13 protein-coding genes and 1 riboswitch are annotated in these 17,896 nt (G+C 58.5%); of the genes, 7 read left to right on the top strand and 6 right to left on the bottom strand.

Annotated features, from left to right (window positions below; translation table 11 throughout):
• Nucleotides 1-178: 178 nt before the first annotated feature.
• Nucleotides 179-304, top strand: a complete 126-nt coding sequence (locus BBAG_RS08780; RefSeq protein ID WP_269147684.1) for a hypothetical protein — start codon at nucleotides 179-181, stop codon at nucleotides 302-304.
• Here the strand turns inward: BBAG_RS08780 and BBAG_RS03945 are convergent.
• Entirely contained in the window at nucleotides 294-1,292 is a 999-nt protein-coding gene (locus BBAG_RS03945) for an alpha/beta hydrolase (RefSeq protein ID WP_003826337.1), read from the bottom strand. The genes BBAG_RS08780 and BBAG_RS03945 overlap by 11 nt on opposite strands.
• Before the next feature lie 226 nt (nucleotides 1,293-1,518).
• Here BBAG_RS03945 and BBAG_RS03950 point away from each other — a divergent pair, with 226 nt between their 5' ends.
• From BBAG_RS03950 to BBAG_RS03960, 3 genes are all read left to right on the top strand, one after another.
• The gene (locus BBAG_RS03950; protein WP_003826338.1) at nucleotides 1,519-2,133 is read left to right on the top strand and encodes a 50S ribosomal protein L25/general stress protein Ctc; all 615 of its coding nucleotides are present in this window, start codon (nucleotides 1,519-1,521) and stop codon (nucleotides 2,131-2,133) included.
• Between the two features lie 202 nt (nucleotides 2,134-2,335).
• Nucleotides 2,336-3,463, top strand: coding sequence for a branched-chain amino acid aminotransferase (locus BBAG_RS03955; protein ID WP_003826344.1), 1,128 nt, complete (start codon nucleotides 2,336-2,338; stop codon nucleotides 3,461-3,463).
• A 144-nt stretch (nucleotides 3,464-3,607) separates the two neighbouring features.
• Nucleotides 3,608-4,321, top strand: coding sequence for a trimeric intracellular cation channel family protein (locus BBAG_RS03960; RefSeq protein ID WP_003826346.1), 714 nt, complete (start codon nucleotides 3,608-3,610; stop codon nucleotides 4,319-4,321).
• Nucleotides 4,322-4,418: 97 nt separating this feature from the next.
• Here the strand turns inward: BBAG_RS03960 and rpsT are convergent, their stop codons facing one another.
• Entirely contained in the window at nucleotides 4,419-4,679 is a 261-nt protein-coding gene (gene rpsT / locus BBAG_RS03965) for a 30S ribosomal protein S20 (protein WP_003826348.1), read from the bottom strand.
• A gap of 166 nt (nucleotides 4,680-4,845) precedes the next feature.
• Between rpsT and lepA the strand changes: the two genes are divergently transcribed.
• Nucleotides 4,846-6,726: a translation elongation factor 4 gene (gene lepA / locus BBAG_RS03970; RefSeq protein ID WP_033508286.1), complete on the top strand. Its 1,881-nt coding sequence runs from the start codon at nucleotides 4,846-4,848 to the stop codon at nucleotides 6,724-6,726.
• Between the two features lie 8 nt (nucleotides 6,727-6,734).
• Nucleotides 6,735-7,937, top strand: a complete 1,203-nt coding sequence (hemW, locus tag BBAG_RS03975) for a radical SAM family heme chaperone HemW (protein ID WP_033508160.1) — start codon at nucleotides 6,735-6,737, stop codon at nucleotides 7,935-7,937.
• Between the two features lie 152 nt (nucleotides 7,938-8,089).
• Here the strand turns inward: hemW and BBAG_RS03980 are convergent, their stop codons facing one another.
• From BBAG_RS03980 to BBAG_RS03995, 4 genes are read right to left on the bottom strand one after another with little or no spacing between them, the layout of a single operon-like run.
• On the bottom strand, nucleotides 8,090-8,887 hold the full coding sequence (locus tag BBAG_RS03980; RefSeq protein WP_003826356.1) for an SDR family oxidoreductase: 798 nt from the start codon (nucleotides 8,885-8,887) through the stop codon (nucleotides 8,090-8,092).
• 16 nt (nucleotides 8,888-8,903) lie between these two features.
• Nucleotides 8,904-10,406 (bottom strand): acyl-CoA reductase, encoded by a 1,503-nt coding sequence (locus tag BBAG_RS03985; RefSeq protein ID WP_003826357.1) that lies wholly within the window; start codon nucleotides 10,404-10,406, stop codon nucleotides 8,904-8,906.
• On the bottom strand, nucleotides 10,403-11,518 hold the full coding sequence (locus BBAG_RS03990) for a LuxE/PaaK family acyltransferase (protein WP_152595289.1): 1,116 nt from the start codon (nucleotides 11,516-11,518) through the stop codon (nucleotides 10,403-10,405). The genes BBAG_RS03985 and BBAG_RS03990 overlap by 4 nt, the downstream gene beginning before the upstream one ends.
• A gap of 60 nt (nucleotides 11,519-11,578) precedes the next feature.
• Entirely contained in the window at nucleotides 11,579-12,928 is a 1,350-nt protein-coding gene (locus tag BBAG_RS03995; protein ID WP_003826361.1) for a solute carrier family 23 protein, read from the bottom strand.
• A gap of 68 nt (nucleotides 12,929-12,996) precedes the next feature.
• Nucleotides 12,997-13,099: riboswitch (TPP riboswitch) on the bottom strand.
• 225 nt (nucleotides 13,100-13,324) lie between these two features.
• Between BBAG_RS03995 and gltB the strand changes: the two genes are divergently transcribed.
• Nucleotides 13,325-17,896 carry a glutamate synthase large subunit gene (gltB, locus tag BBAG_RS04000; RefSeq protein WP_033508159.1) on the top strand — a complete coding sequence of 1,524 codons (4,572 nt, stop codon included), beginning with the start codon at nucleotides 13,325-13,327 and terminating at the stop codon, nucleotides 17,894-17,896.

Genomic DNA, 17,896 nt, shown 5'->3' on the forward strand with positions numbered 1-17,896 from the left:
GTGGATTTTCTCGGCCACGCTCACCAGGTTGTATGGCAGATGGACGCGCTGGAATCGAAATACGGTGATTCGCAGGAGACCAGGCAACGGTTCTGTGTTTCGACGCAGCACTACACGTTTACGGCCAATGCCTTCGTCGAGCTTGTGAAGGATCGGGGGACAGGGACAATACGATTGTGTGCTGAACGAAACCCAGACGCATCAGGTCGTCGAAGATGTATGTGGGAGGTTCGGCGATCTGGGAGTGCTTTATCTGAGCCGAATCGGCGTAGGCCCCGCCACGTTGCGTATGCTCAGAGCTTGAAGGTGCGGCGGATGAATCCTTCCATCGTGCGCCAATACAGATCGGGGTCCTTGCCGGAGCTTTCCATATGGTTGGCGCCGGGGACCAGCAGCTTCTCCCTGTCGAGACTGGAACATGCGGCATAGTTCATGGCGAGGAATCTTGGGCTCACCAGGCTGTCGGCGCCGCCGTGGATGAATAGCATCGGAATAACCGTGCGCCGCAACGATCTTAGGCATGAGGCTTCCGTGAAATCGTAGCCCGCGCGGTGTTTGCAGATCAGGCCGGCGGCATCGACGCATGCCGCAGCGGCCAGCCGGGGCAGATGGAACATGGAATGGGCCATGTCCACGAATTCGTCGCGTGCCGAGGCGAAACCGCTCTCCGCGATACCTGCCACCACGTTGCGTGGCAGTCTTGGATCTCCCACAGTGCTCATAACAGTGCTTGCGCCCATCGATCCACCATAGAGCAGGATTCGTGCCTCCTTATCGCTGTCGGTAATAAGTTGGATCCAACTCAGCAAATCGTTGCGCTCAAGCCATCCCATGCCCACATAGCGCCCTTCGCTAAGTTCATGAGCACGCTGCGCGGGAACCAATACGGTGAATCCAAGGCGAGCGTACCGATGTGCCCATTTCGCCATTTCGGCAGGCTCTCCGGTGTAGCCATGCACGCAGATCGCATAGGCGTGCGGGACGGGGGAGACGCAATCCGGGTCGAACAGCCAGCCATGCAGACGCAGGCCGTCGTAGCTGTTCAATGTCAATGGCTGTTTGGCGTGTTCGAACCATTCTCCGGCTTCCCGGGCTTCCCCCACGCTCATTTTCTCGGCGCGATCCGGAGCGATGATGCCTTTGCGGAATATGGAATTCCTGGATTGGGTGTCGATGGCGAAGCGGAACATTCCGTCGGCTGTTGCGGCGAGCAGACCCGCGGTTGCAAGCGTTGCGGTTCCAGCTATGATGCTGGACATGCGGACGATGTCACGATGGTCGGAGTGCGTCATTTCTGCCTCATTTCAGACATGCGTTATCTTCCATATAGCTTACCTTTCTTTGTCCGTCTGCTTGCGTCGGGAGGTTTGTCCTTCGTCTGTGTATGATGTAAAAGGCTTTGGCGAGGGAAGGCGCAGACGCGCACTTCCGTAATCGACTCGGCGTATCTCACTCTCCTTGGAGTGGTATTCGGCGCGTCGTGGCGCCAATCGGAACACTACTAAGGAGCATTTACACATGGCTAACACCATCTCCCTGAACGGCGAAGCACGTAACGAGTTCGGCAAGGGCGTTGCCCGTCGTCTGCGCGTTGCCGGCAAGATCCCGGCGACCATCTACGCCGGCGGCACTGAGCCTGCATACCTCGCTCTGCCGATGCGCGAGACCACTCTGGCTCTGCGTCACACCAACGCCCTGTTCAGCATCTCCTTCGATGGCCAGAACAAGATGGCCGTTGTCAAGGATGTGCAGAAGAACCCGGTGAAGCGCATCATCGAGCACATCGACTTCCTCGAGGTCAAGGCCGGCGAGAAGATCGACGTCGAGGTGCCGGTGTTCGTCGAAGGCCAGCCGAAGGGTGCCGCCGTGGCATTCGTCGACATTCAGGAGCTCAAGGTTCGCGCCGATGTCGCTAACCTGCCTGAGAAGATCGTCGTGAACGTCGAGGGTCTGACCGATGGCACCAAGGTTCTGCTGAAGGACGTGCAGATGCCGGAAGGCGCTGAGCTCGACATGGACGATCTGGAAGAGTCCGTTGTCACCGTCGAGGTGCCGGAAGACGCCACCGAGTCCGCCGAGGCTGCCGCTCCGGCCGCAGCCGAGGCTGCCGCTCCGGCCGCCGACGCCGAGTGAGCAATGCCGTCCAAGGCGTGATCACGCAATGATCGTCCCAGTGGGGGCTCGTGTTTCATCACGGGCCCCCACTGCTTTTCACGATGTGAACCTTTTCCACGTCGGATTGTCGTACTGTGAGAAAGTAATCATCAGCGTCCGCCACAAGCAGACAAACAGAACAACGGCCGTCTAACGGCCATCGAAGCCAAGAAGAAGTGAAATGACTGAAAACACACATCACGACCCCGCAGCTTTGGATAAGCTGACCGAGGCCTTCACCGTTCTGCCCAACGAAAACCCCGCTTCTGATGCCAAGCGCAATGAGCTGATCGACAAGCCGGCGTTCGGCCAGGTCTTCTCCGACAATATGGCGCATATGACCTGGACCAAGGGCGAAGGCTGGGGCGATCGCCGTATCGAGCCGTACGCACCGCTGAAGATGGACCCGGGCGCTTCCGTGCTGCATTATGCGCAGGAATGCTTCGAAGGTCTTAAGGCATATCGTCATGCCGATGGTTCCACCTGGCTGTTCCGTCCGGATGCCAACGCCGAGCGTTTCCAGAACTCCGCCAAGCGTCTGTATCTGCCTGAACTGCCGATCGACGATTTCATCGGTTCCGTGGCAGCGCTGGTCAAGCGTGATGTGAACTGGGTTCCGTCCCGCCGCGAGTACACGCTGTACATGCGTCCGTTCATGTTCGCCTCCGAGCCGTTCCTGGGTGTACGTGCCCCGCAGGAAGTCGATTACTGTGTGATTGCATCCCCGTCCGGCCCGTACTTCCCGGGTGGCGTCAAGCCCGTCAGCATCTGGGTTGAAGACAAGTGGTTCCGCACCGGCCCCGGCGGCACCGGCTTCGCCAAGTGCGGCGGCAATTACGCCGCATCCCTGCTCGGCGAATACACCGGCATCGATCACGGCTGCCAGCAGGTGTGCTTCGTCGACGCCGCCACCAAGACCTATCTCGAGGAGCTCGGCGGTATGAACATGATGGTCGTGCACAAGGACGGCCACGTGGAGACCCCGTCCCTGACCGGCAACATTCTGCCGGGCGTGACTCGTCGCTCCCTGATCCAGCTCATTCAGGACAATGGCCACGACGTGGTCGAGACCATGATCGCCCTGAAACAGCTGCTCGAAGACATCAAGTCCGGTGAGGTCACCGAGGTCTTCGCCTGCGGTACCGCCGCCATCATCACACCGATCGGCCGCTTCAAGTCCGAGAAGTTCGATGTGACCGTTGCGGACGGCGGCTCCGGCGAATTCACCATGGCGCTGCGTAACCAGCTGCTCGGCATTCAGCTTGGCGAGATCGAAGATCCGCACAACTGGATGTGGAAGGTCTGCTGATTCGCGACTAGTCGAACATAATCCCGATTCTCATCAGACAGGCGGGTGGCATACGTTTCTTGTATGCCACCCGCCTGTCTGTCTGATACATGGCCATATTCGAGGATAAGGTTGTGTGTTTGTCTTCGGTTACGAGATCGGTATATGAGGTTCAAGAGGGGAGGGTCTGCCGTGCAGATCGCATGGGCGAACAATACCTTTTTGCAGGTTATCGAATATATTGCGGTGTTCTGCTGTGGCATGGTGGGCGGTTCTGCGACCGTCCGCAGGGGATATGACATCACCGCCATCATCATCGCGTCCTGGCTGACCGCGCTGGGCGGTGGCATCATCCGTGATGTCATGCTTGGAGTTCCGCCGGTGGGTGTCAACGATAAAGGACTGGTGCTTACCGCTCTCGCCTCCGGAATCGCCATGGCGTTCATCTATCCGGAGGTGGACGAGCTGCGATGGTCGATGCTGACGCTGGACGCATTGGCCATGGCCCTGTTCGCAGTGGAGGGGACGGCCAAGGCCCTTACTTTGGGATCTTCCGGCATGACGGCCGCCTTCATGGGCATGTTCACCGCGTTGGGAGGCGGATTGATCAGGGATACGCTCATCAATAAGGTGCCGATGATCATTGCGGACAAGCATTGGTATTTTGTGCCGGCTGCGGTTGGGTGCGTGTGCACCGTCGGCATATGCCGCATGACGCAGCATGGGATCATCGGCATCCAAGCCGAGATGGCGCTGGAACTGGTGACTGTGGCATTGGTGGTGACTCTGCGTCTGCTATCCGTCAAATTCGACATTGCCGTGCCAGGGGCGATCACGCGTAGCCACGTGTATCTTCCTGGCGAGGACCATAGGCGCTGACAAGCGGAATCGTGCTTGTACCATCGCTATACGAAAAAGTCCCCGCACACCATGATGATGTGCGGGGACTTGCCTTATAGCCTTATTGGCGTACGGCTCACAGAGCGTTGATCGCCACGGCGAGACCGGACTTGCGGTTGGCAGCCTGGTTCTTGTGGATCACGCCAGCGCCGGCGGCCTTGTCGAGCTTCTGGGCAGCGACCTTGTAGGCGGCCTCAGCAGCAGCCTTGTCTCCAGCCTCGATGGCCTTGCGGGTGGCGCGGATGGCGGTCTTCAGACCGGACTTCACGGCCACATTGCGCTTGTGCGACTTCTCATTGGTGAGAACGCGCTTCTTCTGCGACTTAATGTTTGCCACGTTTACTCCAAACGATGTGTATTACAAGGACATACAAAAATTAGAGGATAGCATGGGGGATGGAAAAAATCGTGATGGCACGCCGAGAACGACTAGGGCGGAACGGGAAACACGCCCTCACTGCTACACTAGGGGAAGTTTGAGCATTCGTCAGGAGGCATATTCGGTGGTCGTTCAGCACAACCAACCCGGTTCCACAGATCAGTCGTTGATTCGTAACTTCTGCATTATCGCGCATATCGATCATGGTAAATCGACGGTTGCGGATCGTATTCTGCAGTTGAGCGGCATCGTGCCGGAACGCGAGATGCGAGACCGGTTCCTCGATCGCATGGATATCGAGCAGGAGCGTGGCATCACCATCAAATCGCAGGCAGTGCGTGTGCCGTGGACGTTCGATGGCAAGGAATATACGCTTGGCATGATCGATACGCCCGGGCATGTCGACTTCACCTATGAGGTCTCCCGTGCGCTGGCCGCATGCGAAGGGGCCGTACTGCTGGTCGATGCCACGCAGGGCATCGAGGCACAGACGCTGAGCAACCTGTACATGGCCATCGACCACGATCTGACCATCATTCCCGTGCTGAACAAGATTGATCTGCCGAGCGCCGAGCCCGACAAACACGCCGAGGAGATCGCCGGCCTTATCGGCTGCGAACCATCCGATGTGCTTCGCGTATCGGGCAAAACAGGCGAGGGCGTGGCCGATCTGCTCGACCAGATCGTTATGGACGTTCCCGCTCCCAAAGGCGATCCGCAGGCGCCTGCAAGAGCTCTGATCTTCGACTCGGTATACGACTCGTACCGTGGCATCGTCACGTATATCCGAATGGTCGACGGCGAGCTGCGCTCCCGTGAAAAACTGCACATGATGGGCATCGGCATGACGCATGATCCCATTGAAATCGGTGTGATCAGCCCGGATATGACCCCGACCAAGGCGCTTGGCGCCGGAGAGGTCGGCTATGTAATCACCGGAGCGAAGGATGTCAGCCAATCCAAGGTGGGCGACACCGTTACTTCCGCGCTCAAGCCCGCAAGCGAACCCCTTCCCGGTTACCGTGATCCGAAACCGATGGTGTATGCGGGCCTGTTCCCGATCGACAACGCGCAATTCCCCGAACTGCGAGAGGCATTGGACAAGCTCAAGCTCAACGATGCCGCGCTGGTATACACGCCGGAGACATCCGTCGCCTTGGGATTCGGCTTCCGTTGCGGGTTCCTCGGACTGCTGCATATGGAGATCGTCTCGGAACGCCTCAGCCGCGAGTTCAACCTCGATCTTATCCAGACCGCGCCGAATGTCACCTATGAGGTGACCGCCGAGGATGGCAGCGAATACCACGTTACGAATCCAAGTGAATTCCCGGACGGGAAGATCAAGAAGATCGTCGAGCCGATGGTCGCCGCCGACATCATCGCGCCGAAGGAATTCATCGGAGCCGTGATGGATCTGTGCCAGGACCATCGCGGGCAGATGGGCACGATGGAATATATCTCCACCGACCGTGTGGAGATGCATTACCGCATTCCGCTGGCCGAGATCGTATTCGACTTCTTCGACCAGCTGAAGAGCCGGACCAAGGGCTATGCCTCGCTCGACTACCATGAGGACGGCGAGCAGTCCGCTGATCTGGTGAAGGTGGATATTCTGATCCAGGGTGAGAAGGTCGATGCGTTCAGCGCCATCGTGCACCGCGACAAGGCGTACAGCTATGGCGTGATGATGACGAAGAAGCTGCGCGAGCTTATTCCACGCCAGCAGTTCGAGATTCCGATCCAGGCAGCCATCGGCTCGCGTATCATCGCCCGTGAGAACATACGTGCGTTGCGTAAGGACGTGCTCGCCAAGTGCTACGGCGGCGATATCACGCGTAAGCGCAAGTTGCTCGAAAAGCAGAAGGCCGGCAAGAAGCGCATGAAGATGCTCGGACATGTGGAAGTGCCGCAGGAGGCCTTCATCGCCGCGCTGTCCACCGGTGAGACCGCCAACGATCGCGACACCAAGGATAAGATCCGCGCCGCTCAGAAGACCGAAAGCTGAACACGTCCGTGACATTTGAAGTCTACGTTCACGTTCCGTTCTGCCTGCGCCGCTGCGGGTATTGCGATTTCAATACCTATACCGCAACCGATATGGGGGCGGGCGCATCGCGCGGCAACTATGCCAACATGGTGGTTCGTGAGATGCGCTTGGTGCGGGACTGGCAACGGGAGCACGGCATCGACGAGCCCGCAGCGTCCACCGTGTTCTTCGGTGGAGGAACGCCCACGGTGCTTCGAGCAGCCGATCTGGTGAAAATGCTTGATGCGATTCGTGAGCTGTGGGGAATTGCCGACGATGCGGAGATCACCACCGAGGCGAATCCGGATACGGTGGATGCCGATTATGTGAAGGAACTGGCCGATGGCGGGTTTAACCGTATTTCCTTCGGCATGCAGTCGGCGGTGCCGTCTGTGCTGAAGACGCTTGACCGAACGCACACTCCGTCCAATGTGGCGGCCGGAGTCGAGGCGGCGAACGCCGCGGGCATGCGTTCCAGCGTGGATCTGATTTACGGAGCGCCGGGGGAGAGCCTCGACGATTGGCGTACTTCCGTGAGCACCGCCATTGATTTGGGCGTGAACCATATTTCCGCATACGCATTGACCATCGCGCCGCATACGAAGATGGGTCGTCGAATCGCTGCGGGAACGTTGCCCACTCCGGACGACGATGATGAGGCGAACAAATACGAGATCGCCGATGACCTGTTGAGCGCAGCCGGGCTCGAATGGTATGAAATCAGCAATTGGGCACGCCCAGGCTACGAATCGCGGCACAACCTCGGGTATTGGCGTAACGTCGACTGGGCGGGGCTTGGACCGGGGGCGCACAGCCATTACAACCGGTGCCTTGCGGATTCCTCCGGTGAAACGGGGGAGACGACATCTTCGCCGCTCGGCCTGCGCAGTTGGGATATCGCGCATCCGAAGCTGTGGGGCCAGTCCATTATTGACGGCAAGGTGCCATGGGATGGAAGTGAACGGATCTCCCACGAGGAGCATCTTGAGGAAACCATCATGCTCGGCCTGCGCCTTCGTGGGGGATTGGATTTGGCGCTCCTGGGCGACACGGTCGACATGACCCGCATCCGCCCCATGGAGAATGAGGGGCTGATCACGATCCACGGCGGTAGGGTGGTTCCCACGCGCACCGGTCGTCTGCTCAACGACACCGTCATCGAACGTTTCTTCGACGCCTGTTCGTTATAACGCCGATGATCCTCTGACGAATTGGTTTTAGACAGTCCATCTTGGTATGGGCGGATACAGTGTGTAGATTGAACGAGCCTCGGATGCAGGTTGTTGCATTCGAGGCTCGATGGCATAGAGCCTCGAATGAGGCTGTCTCCGGATGTTCGCAATCAGCGCATCGTGAGGCCGCCATCGACATGCAATGTCTGTCCGGTGATGAAACGTGCGTCCTCACCCACCAGCATCGCTACGCCCCCTGCGACGTCATCGGCGGTGGCGAGACGCCCCAAAGGCGTCTGTTCGATGATATGTTCGCGAATATCTTCAGTAGTGGCACGACTTGAATCCGTGCCTACGGTCAGACCTGCGGCGATGGCATTCACCGTGATGCCCCACGCACCGGCTTCCTGCGCCAGCGAGCGCGTGAGTCCGATGAGTGCGCCTTTGGCGGCTATGTAGTCGTGATAGGGGACGATGGGGCTGTCGACGAGGTTGCTGGAGATGTTGACGATACGTCCCCATGATTGGCGTCGCATGTATGGCAGTGTGGCTGTGCAGGTGTTGTAGGTGCCTTTGAGGCATCCTTCGAGTTGGGTTGCATAGTCGTTCCAGCCGGTGTTGTCGAAAGTACTGCGGTTGCGCGGATCGAACGAGTAACGATTGAGTGCGTTGTTGACGAGGATGTCGATGCCGCCGAAAGTGTTGGCTGTGGTTTGCGTGAGTTCGTTGACTTGGTTTAGGTCGGTCACGTCTGCTTTGCATACGATGATGCGTCCTTGCGCTGCGGCGTCGTGTTCGATGCGTTGCGCGGTCTGTTGTGCGCGTTCGTTGTTGCTCAGGTAGTCGATGGTCACGTTGGCACCGAGTTGTGCGAGTCTGAGTGCGATTGCGGCACCGATGCCTCGGCTTGCTCCGGTGACGATGGCTGTTTTGCCGGTGAGCGGTCGGCTCGTATGTTGCTGGTTCATGGGGTTTCCTTAGGGATTATTCGTAGTCGATGTCGAAGGTGTCGGAGTAACGGTCGGTGTTGCGTTCGATGTCAACGGCTCTGACAAGATCGAGGATGTTGAATCCGCCATCGTGGTGCCATCCGGATTTCGCACGGTTCATTTCGCCGATGGGGCAGATGCGGTCGATGCCGTATTCGCCCACATGTTGCGCAAGTGTGAACAGTCTGGATGAGCTGGCGGCGATCGCGCAGGTCTGCAGCCAAGCGCGATATGGCTTCAGTGCTGGCAGTGCGTCTTCGAGCTGGTCCACGGCGACGAGGTTGATGGTGCGGTTGAGTGGGGTTGCCAATGAGGTGAGACTGTCGGTATTGGGGAAGTAGAGCACGGTCCAGTTGGTGCCTTGCGGCGATTCGATGACGAATGGTGCCTGTGGGTCGTTTTGGGCTGCGGAACCGCCTGGTGCCGGAGCCGCCATGAACAGCGCTTTCATCTCGGTTTCTGAACGCGCTCTGCGTATGGCGAGCGATTCTTCATCGGAGGGGACGGATCTTGGGTATTTGCGCTGCTGCGAGTCGAGTTCGCGGGCAAGCAATTCGGCGGTTTGCGCGGGGGAGATGGCTCCGCCTCGTTCCACGAAGATGGTTTGCGGTGCCAAGCAGCTTTGTTGGTCGTAGGTGGCCACGTCCACGGCCATGCGGTGCACGGTTTGCACATGCGTGTCCGCGCGCAACGCTTCGCGGCCAATCAGTGAGAAGCCGATGCGAGCACCATAGCTGAGGAACGGTTTGCCGGTGCCGACGCGTGGACGGATGGCTTCGGTGGTGTGCGAAGAGCCGTAGGCGATCACGGCATTCGCTTCGCCGATCGCCATGTCTTCAAGTTCCACAGTGCCGCCATGCCATGGCACCACGGCCAAAGCGTCAGCAAGATCCGGATCGATTTGCGCCAAGGAGCGCGCGAAGAGCACGGGCATCAGCGGCTCGTCGAATGAGGATTTGCCGATAATCGCGCTTTTCGTCAGCAGACTCATGGTCATGCTCCATACGGGAATGCCGGGAACGTTGCTGGAGAACACGTGGAACGTCAGATCCGGTCCGTACAGGCGCGTGTACCCGCCGGACTTGTTCGGACGGTATTCGTCCAGCATACGCGGACTTGACAGCTCATCGTCGAGAAAACGCAACAGCTCGCGTCTACGGAACATGCGCATGTAGCGTTTCAACTCGATGCGCGTCATCGTCGCATCATAGCCGGTAATGGCGGGAATCAACGATTCGGCAAGTAGACGTTCCTCATAATCGGGATCCGTCCACAATTCCACAGCCTTACCGATAACATCCACAATGCGTTCGACGGAATATGCCGACAGTGCCTGCAGCCGATTGCGACGTACCGTCCCGCACAAATCGCGGATTATCTCCGCAGTGAGCACCGGATATCGTAACGTGACCTCACCATGATCGGTGACGATGCCGCGCGTTTCGAAATCCTGAAACACGAAACCGCGCGGCGCATGGAAAATATCGATGACGTTCATGCGTTCGCCGCCATCACCTCATCGACGGCAATGGAGCAACCGCGTGCCTCCGCACCCTTCGCACGACCATTGAGTTCGTAACCGGAAGCGGTGCGCACGCCAAGATCCTCCGTCAAAATCGCCAGGCAGGAATTCCAATTCGCCAAATCGTAATGCGCGATCACACCCTGCTTGCCATTGGGAACAGGCATGAGGGTCGACGGATCGAGAAACACGGAACGAACCCACGACGGCGTGGCCTTCAGATAATTCGACGAGCCGTCCGTATAGTACGACAGCAGATTCTGGTCGTAAATCTGTGAACTCAACTCCGTCATGCCATACATGTTCACACAGTGCGTGCGGGCGACGCCGAACACCTCAGAGAACCTCGCATACAGGTCATCGACCGTCATATCGGTTTTTGTGCTCTTGAATCCACCGGTATCGAACACACGCGAATCCTTTGCCAAGGCATAGGTCTTGCCCTGCTTGGCAAGATAGTCGAGCAGATACAGGTATGCGGACGAGGCGCCCATCAGCATCACCGGCTCGCCATCGGCCACCGCCTGATCGAGGAATCTCTCCACGCCTGCGAAGTCCAAACCATCCTCATGGAAGAAGAAGCCGCTGCCTGCGCTGCCGCACTGCTCCAGCGCACGCGTCAGATAACGGGCCAACGAACCATTATGGTTCATCTCCCAAGCGGGGGAGAGCACTGCGATGCGTATACGCTCGCGATCAGGCATGATGAAATGACGGAATGGGCCGATCATCGAAGCGTCCCACACCTCAAGATCAGGATGATAGTTGCGTCCACGCTGGCCGGGATGCGTGGTGCCGCTGGTCATAAACACGGCCTCGCACTCCGTTTCGGGAATCGAAGTGAGCGTCAGCATCTTGAACCCATCCACCGGCATCGGTGGAATATCCATCCAGTTGGACAACGTCTGCGGAGTCACCCTGCGAGACATGCAATACGTGCGATACTGCATGTTATGAGCGTACTGAAAAGTGAAAATCTGGCGTGCGAGCGCGTCGAACGCCTCATCCGGCGCGGTTTCGCATCCGTACTTTTCGATGAACTCAAGCACATCTGCCTTGACCTGCTGAGCTTCAGTGTTTAGCGACATCGATGTCATGATGCAATGTTCCTTTCCTATGTTGAATTTTCGGTAATGGTTGACCGTGAATCAAGCTTGTGCCTGATCCTCGGCATTGCCCGTGCCTGTTTTGCGACGATTGATCAGATTCGGTAAATCGATCAGCAACGCCTTGAGAATCACCACGCAGAACGCTCCGACCAGAATCGAATTGGAGAAGAACACGTGAGCGCCGCCCTCAAGACCGCTCAATGCGTTCGGCAACGCGATACCCAACAGCAGTGACAAGCCGATGACTACCTGGGATCGGTCGTCCGGCTCCGCCTTGCGCAGTGTATTGAAGCCCGTGCTGATCAGGCTCGCCGCAGCCGGAAGGAAAATGCCGCCGATTACAGGGGAGGGGATCAGCGACAACATCGCGCCGGCTTTCGGCATGAAACCAAGTGCCACAAACACCACACCGGCGATGATCACCGGCACGCGGGTGCGGGACTTGCCTTCATCCGTAACCTTAAGCAAAGCGACATTCTGCGGATACGCGGTAGTGGTGAAACCACCGATCAGCGAAGAAATAGCGGAACCAGCCGCTTCGCCGGACAAACCATAACGAACCTGGCGATCCTCAAGCTTGATGCCCTGAATCTCGCTGGCCGCCTGATACACGCCAAGCGCCTCCATAATCGCAACCATATAGGCGATGAAGAACGGTACAAAAACCGCAGCATCAAAATCAAAACCGCCATATGGCATGATCTGAGGAAGACCGAACCAAGACTTGGACGCGACCCCGGAAAAATCTGCCATGCCAAACACTATGGAGAGCGAAGTGCCGACAACCAACGCAATCAAGTAGGAAAGCGCCCTGACCATGCCTTTGCCAAACTGGGAAAGCACCACCACCAACACGCAAGTCGCCACAGACACGGCCAGCGTCTTCGGATCAGCAAACCCGTCATCGCCGGGAGCACCGCCAAGAAACTCACTCAATGTGAAACTCGACAGCGAAACGCCAACCAGAAAAATAATCACGCCGGAAACCATCGGCGCAAATAGAAAACGCATCTTCTCAATCACGCGAGTCAGACACAACACCACGAAAATCAGCGAACTAACAAAAATCGACGTGCCGGCCGCAGCCAATGAACCGGCGGTGCCAGCGGCAATCATCAACGCGTCAAATGCGGCAGACGGACCTTGCACAATCGGCAGGCGCACCAACTTCGTGGCCTGAATCAACGTGACCAAACCAGACACGATGAAAATGGCGTTCACCATATTCGAAGACAAGGCCAACGGCAACCCAATGGCACCGGCTACAAATACCGGATCAAGCCACACATTAGACACCAACACATGCTGCAAACCCAGCAAAACGTTCTTTGGAGTGAGCTTTTTCGAATCGGATCCGTTCTGAACAGATGGTTGCGACATGGCAGACATGTCAATTCCCCTCTCTTCCTTATATAGAGGACGACCAGTTTATGATCGCCGACACAGGGGAACGTATGTGTGCACCGTTCGTAACATTCCTACGCAGGCATTACCCTGATCAGGTATGAGGGTCCGGGCAAAGCCCGTCTCAGCCACATATCGGCTCCCCTGTACTATTCAGACAAGCAACCAGCATAGCGGCATGCGTCGATACTTGGATGAGTTGGTATGAGAGTCCGGTTCGCTGGGTATTCTCCACATCTCCTCAAGAAAGTATGTCTTGACTTTTCGGGGTATTCGTTATATGGACACGGAAATATTCACGACACAAGGGCGCGTTATTCTAATCCACGCATTAAAGAACCGCAAGACTTTTCTTGCCCAAAAACATTGAAGGTGGTTTCGGTGACTTTCCACGCCCCGTTAGATCTGACGATCCATGATTCACAAGGTATGTATGACCCTGGAGCTGAACACGATGCTTGTGGCGTGGGTATGGTCACCACCCTCAACAAGCGTCCGGAACGCAAGATCGTTGACGACGCCATCGAAGTGCTCGTCAACCTCAACCATCGTGGCGCAGTGGGCGCCGAGGAAAACACCGGCGACGGTGCCGGCATCCTGATGAGCATGCCGGATGAGTTCATGCGTGCGACCATCGATGCCGAGCTCCCCGAAGAGGGGCATTATGCCGCGGGCATCGCGTTCCTCGATCGCGACATCGCAACTTCCGGCCAGCAGGAACAGGCCATCGCCCGAATCGTGGAAGAGGAGGGGCTGAAGGTACTTGCCTGGCGAGTAGTGCCCACGAACCCCGACGGACTCGGCCTGCAGGCGCTTGCCAGCATGCCCGCGTTCAAGACCCTGGTCGTGGCCGATCCCGAAGGCAAGCTCGCAGGCGTTGCGCTCGACCGTAAGACCTTCCGCATCCGCAAGCGCGTGGAGCATGAGGTCGGCATCTATTTCGCCTCCCTGTCCTCGCGCACCATCACATACAAGGGCATGCTCACCACCATGCAGCTCAAGCCCTTCTTCCTGGATCTGTCCGACGAACGCATGAAGGCCAAGGTGGCCATCGTGCATTCCCGCTTCTCCACCAACACGTTCCCGAGCTGGCCGTTGGCGCAACCGTTCCGTCTGCTGGCGCATAATGGCGAGATCAACACCATCCAGGGCAACCGCAACTGGCTGTCCGCCCGCGAGGGGCGTCTGAGCAGCGAACTGCTGGGCGAATTCGAACCGCTGCTGCCGATCACCACCCCGGGGTATTCCGACTCCGGCACCTTCGACGAATGCCTCGAACTGCTGCATCTTGCCGGCAGATCCCTGACCCACGCCGTATGCATGATGCTTCCGCCGGCATGGGAGAAGAACGGTCAGCTCGACCCGGACGTCAAGGCGTTCTACGAGTACAACAACACGTTGATTGAGCCATGGGACGGCCCGGCGCACATCGTGTTCACCGATGGCACTCAGGTCGGAGCGCTGCTGGATCGCAACGGCTTCCGTCCCGGTCGCTGGCAGCTTACCGACGACGGATATGTCGTGCTTGCCTCCGAGGCCGGCGTGCTGCCGGAGATCGCGGATGAGCATATCGTGTCCAAGGGCCGCCTTGAGCCCGGCAAGATGTTCCTGGTCGATACCGAGGAAGGCCGCATCATCCCTGACGAGGAAATCAAGAAGAACCTCGCATCCCAGCACCCGTACCGCCAGTGGGTGGAAGGCAACTCCATCGAGATGAGCCAGCTGCCCAAACGCGAGCATGTGAACCACTCCGGCCAGTCCGTGCAGCGTCGTCAGCGCGCGTTCGGCTACACCGAAGAGGATCTGAAGCTGCTGCTTATGCCGATGGCCAATACCGGCAAGGAACCGCTGGGATCCATGGGTAACGACGCTCCGCTTGCCGCATTGTCATCCCATAGCCGCATGCTGTTCGACTACTTCACCCAGAAGTTCGCACAGGTCACCAATCCGCCGCTGGATTGGGAGCGCGAGAAGATCGTCACCTGCCTTGAATCCGCCATCGGTCCCGAGCCGAATCTGCTGTCGGACAGCGAGCTGCATGCCAAGAAGATCCTCATTCCGCTTCCGGTGCTCAACTCCGACGAGATGGCACAGCTCAAGCGTCTGGACAAGGCCAAGCTGCTGGGAGGCTATTACAAGCCGTATGTGGTCAAGGGCCTGTATCAGGTCGCTGGCGGCGGCAAGGCATTGAAGGAACGCCTGGACGAGATCTTCGCCGAAATCGACGAGGCCATTGCCGAAGGCAAGAACTTCCTGGTGCTGTCCGACCGTGACTCCAACCACACATGGGGGCCAATCCCGTCCCTGCTGCTCACCTCCGCAGTGCAGCATCACCTGCTGCGCCGCCATACCCGTACGCAGATCTCCATGGTCGTGGAGGCCGGCGATGTGCGCGAGATCCACCATGTGGCGCTGCTTATCGCCTATGGCGCGGCAGCGGTGAACCCGTACCTGGCTTTCGAATCCGTCGAAGACCTGGCGCGTCGCGGCTACCTTAAGGTGGACGCCGAAACCGCTGTGAAGAACCTCACCAATGCACTGTCTACCGGCGTGCTCAAGATCATGGCCAAGATGGGCGTTTCCACCATCATGAGCTACCGTGGCGCACAGCTGTTCGAGGCGGTTGGCCTCAATAAGGACGTCATCGACGAATACTTCACCGGTACCACCTCGCGTGTGGGCGGCGTCGGCCTTGACGAGATCGCCGAAGAAGTGGCCATCCGCCATCGCGTGGCGTATCCGAATCAGTGGACCGCCACCCCGCATCGCAACCTGCGTACCGGCGGCGACTACAAGTGGCGTCGCACCGGCGAAGACCATCTCAACGATCCTGAGGCGATCTTCCTGCTGCAGCAGTCCACCCAGCGTGGTGACTATGACCTGTTCAAGAAGTATTCGAGCCACATCAACGACACGTCGAACCGTCTGATGACGTTGCGTGGCCTGATGAAGTTCAAGCAGAACCGCAAACCGATCGACATCTCCGAGGTCGAACCGGCCAGCGAAATCGTCAAGCGCTTCTCCACGGGTGCCATGAGCTACGGCTCCATCTCGCAGGAGGCGCATGAGACGCTTGCCATCGCCATGAACAAGCTTGGCGCACGTTCCAACTCCGGTGAAGGCGGCGAATCCGAGGATCGCATCAACGATCCGCTGCGCTACAGCAAGATCAAGCAGATCGCCTCCGCCCGTTTCGGTGTGACCAGCGACTATCTGGTCCATGCCACCGATCTGCAGATCAAGCTCGCCCAGGGCGCCAAGCCGGGCGAAGGTGGGCATCTGCCGGGAGCCAAGGTTCCGCCGTGGATCGCCAAGGTCCGCCATGCGACGCCGGGCGTCGAGCTGATTTCCCCGCCGCCCCACCATGACATCTACTCCATCGAGGATCTGAAGCAGCTGATCAACGATGCGAAGATGGCGAACCCGAAGGCGCGCATTCATGTCAAGCTCGTTTCCGAGTTCGGCGTTGGCACCATCGCCGCTGGCGTGGCCAAGTGCCATGCCGACGTGGTGCTGATTTCCGGCTATGACGGCGGCACCGGCGCGGCTCCGCTCAACGCCATCAAGCATGCTGGAACCCCATGGGAGATCGGCCTGTCGGAGACCCAGCAGACGCTGGTCCTGAACGGCCTGCGTTCCCGCATCACCGTACAGTGCGACGGCGAGTTGAAGACCGGGCGCGATGTTGTGATCGCGGCCCTGCTGGGTGCCGAGGAATTCGGCTTCGCCACTGCGGCGCTGATTGTCGAAGGTTGCGTCATGATGCGTGCCTGCCAGAAGAACACCTGCCCGCAGGGCATCGCCACGCAGGATCCTGAATTGCGCGCACGGTTCAAGGGCAAGCCGGAGCATGTGATCAACTTCTTCATGTTCATCGCGCAGGAGGTTCGCGAACTGCTCGCCCAACTTGGTTTCCATACGCTGGAAGAAGCCGTGGGCCATGTCGAGTGTCTTGACCAGAACGAGGCGATCAAGCGCTGGAAGTCGGACGGCATTGATCTGAGCAATGTGCTTATGCAGCCCGGCCCGATTCCGGGAACGATCCTGCACAAGACGATCGACCAGAACCATGAGCTCGACAAGGCGTTGGACAACAAGCTGATCGAAATCGCGCAGCCAGCCTTGGACGACAAGGAGCCCGTGCGCATCGACATGCCGATCCGCAACGTGAATCGTACGCTCGGCACCATGGTCGGGTACGAGATCACCAAGCGTTATGGCGAGGAAGGCCTTCCGGACGACACCATCGATATGACCTTCCATGGCTCCGGCGGCCAATCCATCGGCGCGTTCATCCCGCGTGGCGAGACCATGCGCATTTACGGTGAGGTCAACGACTACGCCGGCAAGGGACTGTCCGGCGGCCGTATGATCGTACGCCCCGAATCCGGCATCACCTTCGATCCGCACACCAATGTGATCGCAGGCAATGTGACGGGCTTCGGCGCCACATCCGGCCAGATGTTCGTCGCAGGACGTGCAGGCGAACGTTTCGGCGTGCGTAACGGTGGCGCGACCTTCGTGGTCGAAGGCGTGGGCGACCATGGCTGCGAGTACATGACCGGCGGCACCGTGGTCATTCTTGGCTCCACCGGCCGTAATCTTGGCGCAGGCTTCTCCGGTGGCAATGTCTATGTGCTTGATCTCGACATGGACAAGGTCAATCCGGACGCCGCACGAAGCGGCGCGCTATTGTTCGAGCCGTTGAACGAGGAATCCGACAAGCTGGTGCATGCGTTGGTCAAGCAGCATGCCGAGGAGACCGGATCCGCATTCGCAGCCGATCTGCTCGCCAACTGGGCGAACGCATCCAAGCGTTTCACCCGTATCGTTCCGAAGCACTTCCTCGCCATGCAGAAGGCGATGAAGGACGCCGAGGAACAGAACATCGATTTCAATACGCCCGGCGTCTGGGAACAGGTGTACGAGCAGGTTATGGAAGGAGCGCGCTGA

This window comes from Bifidobacterium angulatum DSM 20098 = JCM 7096 (assembly GCF_001025155.1).
GTDB lineage: Bacteria > Actinomycetota > Actinomycetes > Actinomycetales > Bifidobacteriaceae > Bifidobacterium > Bifidobacterium angulatum.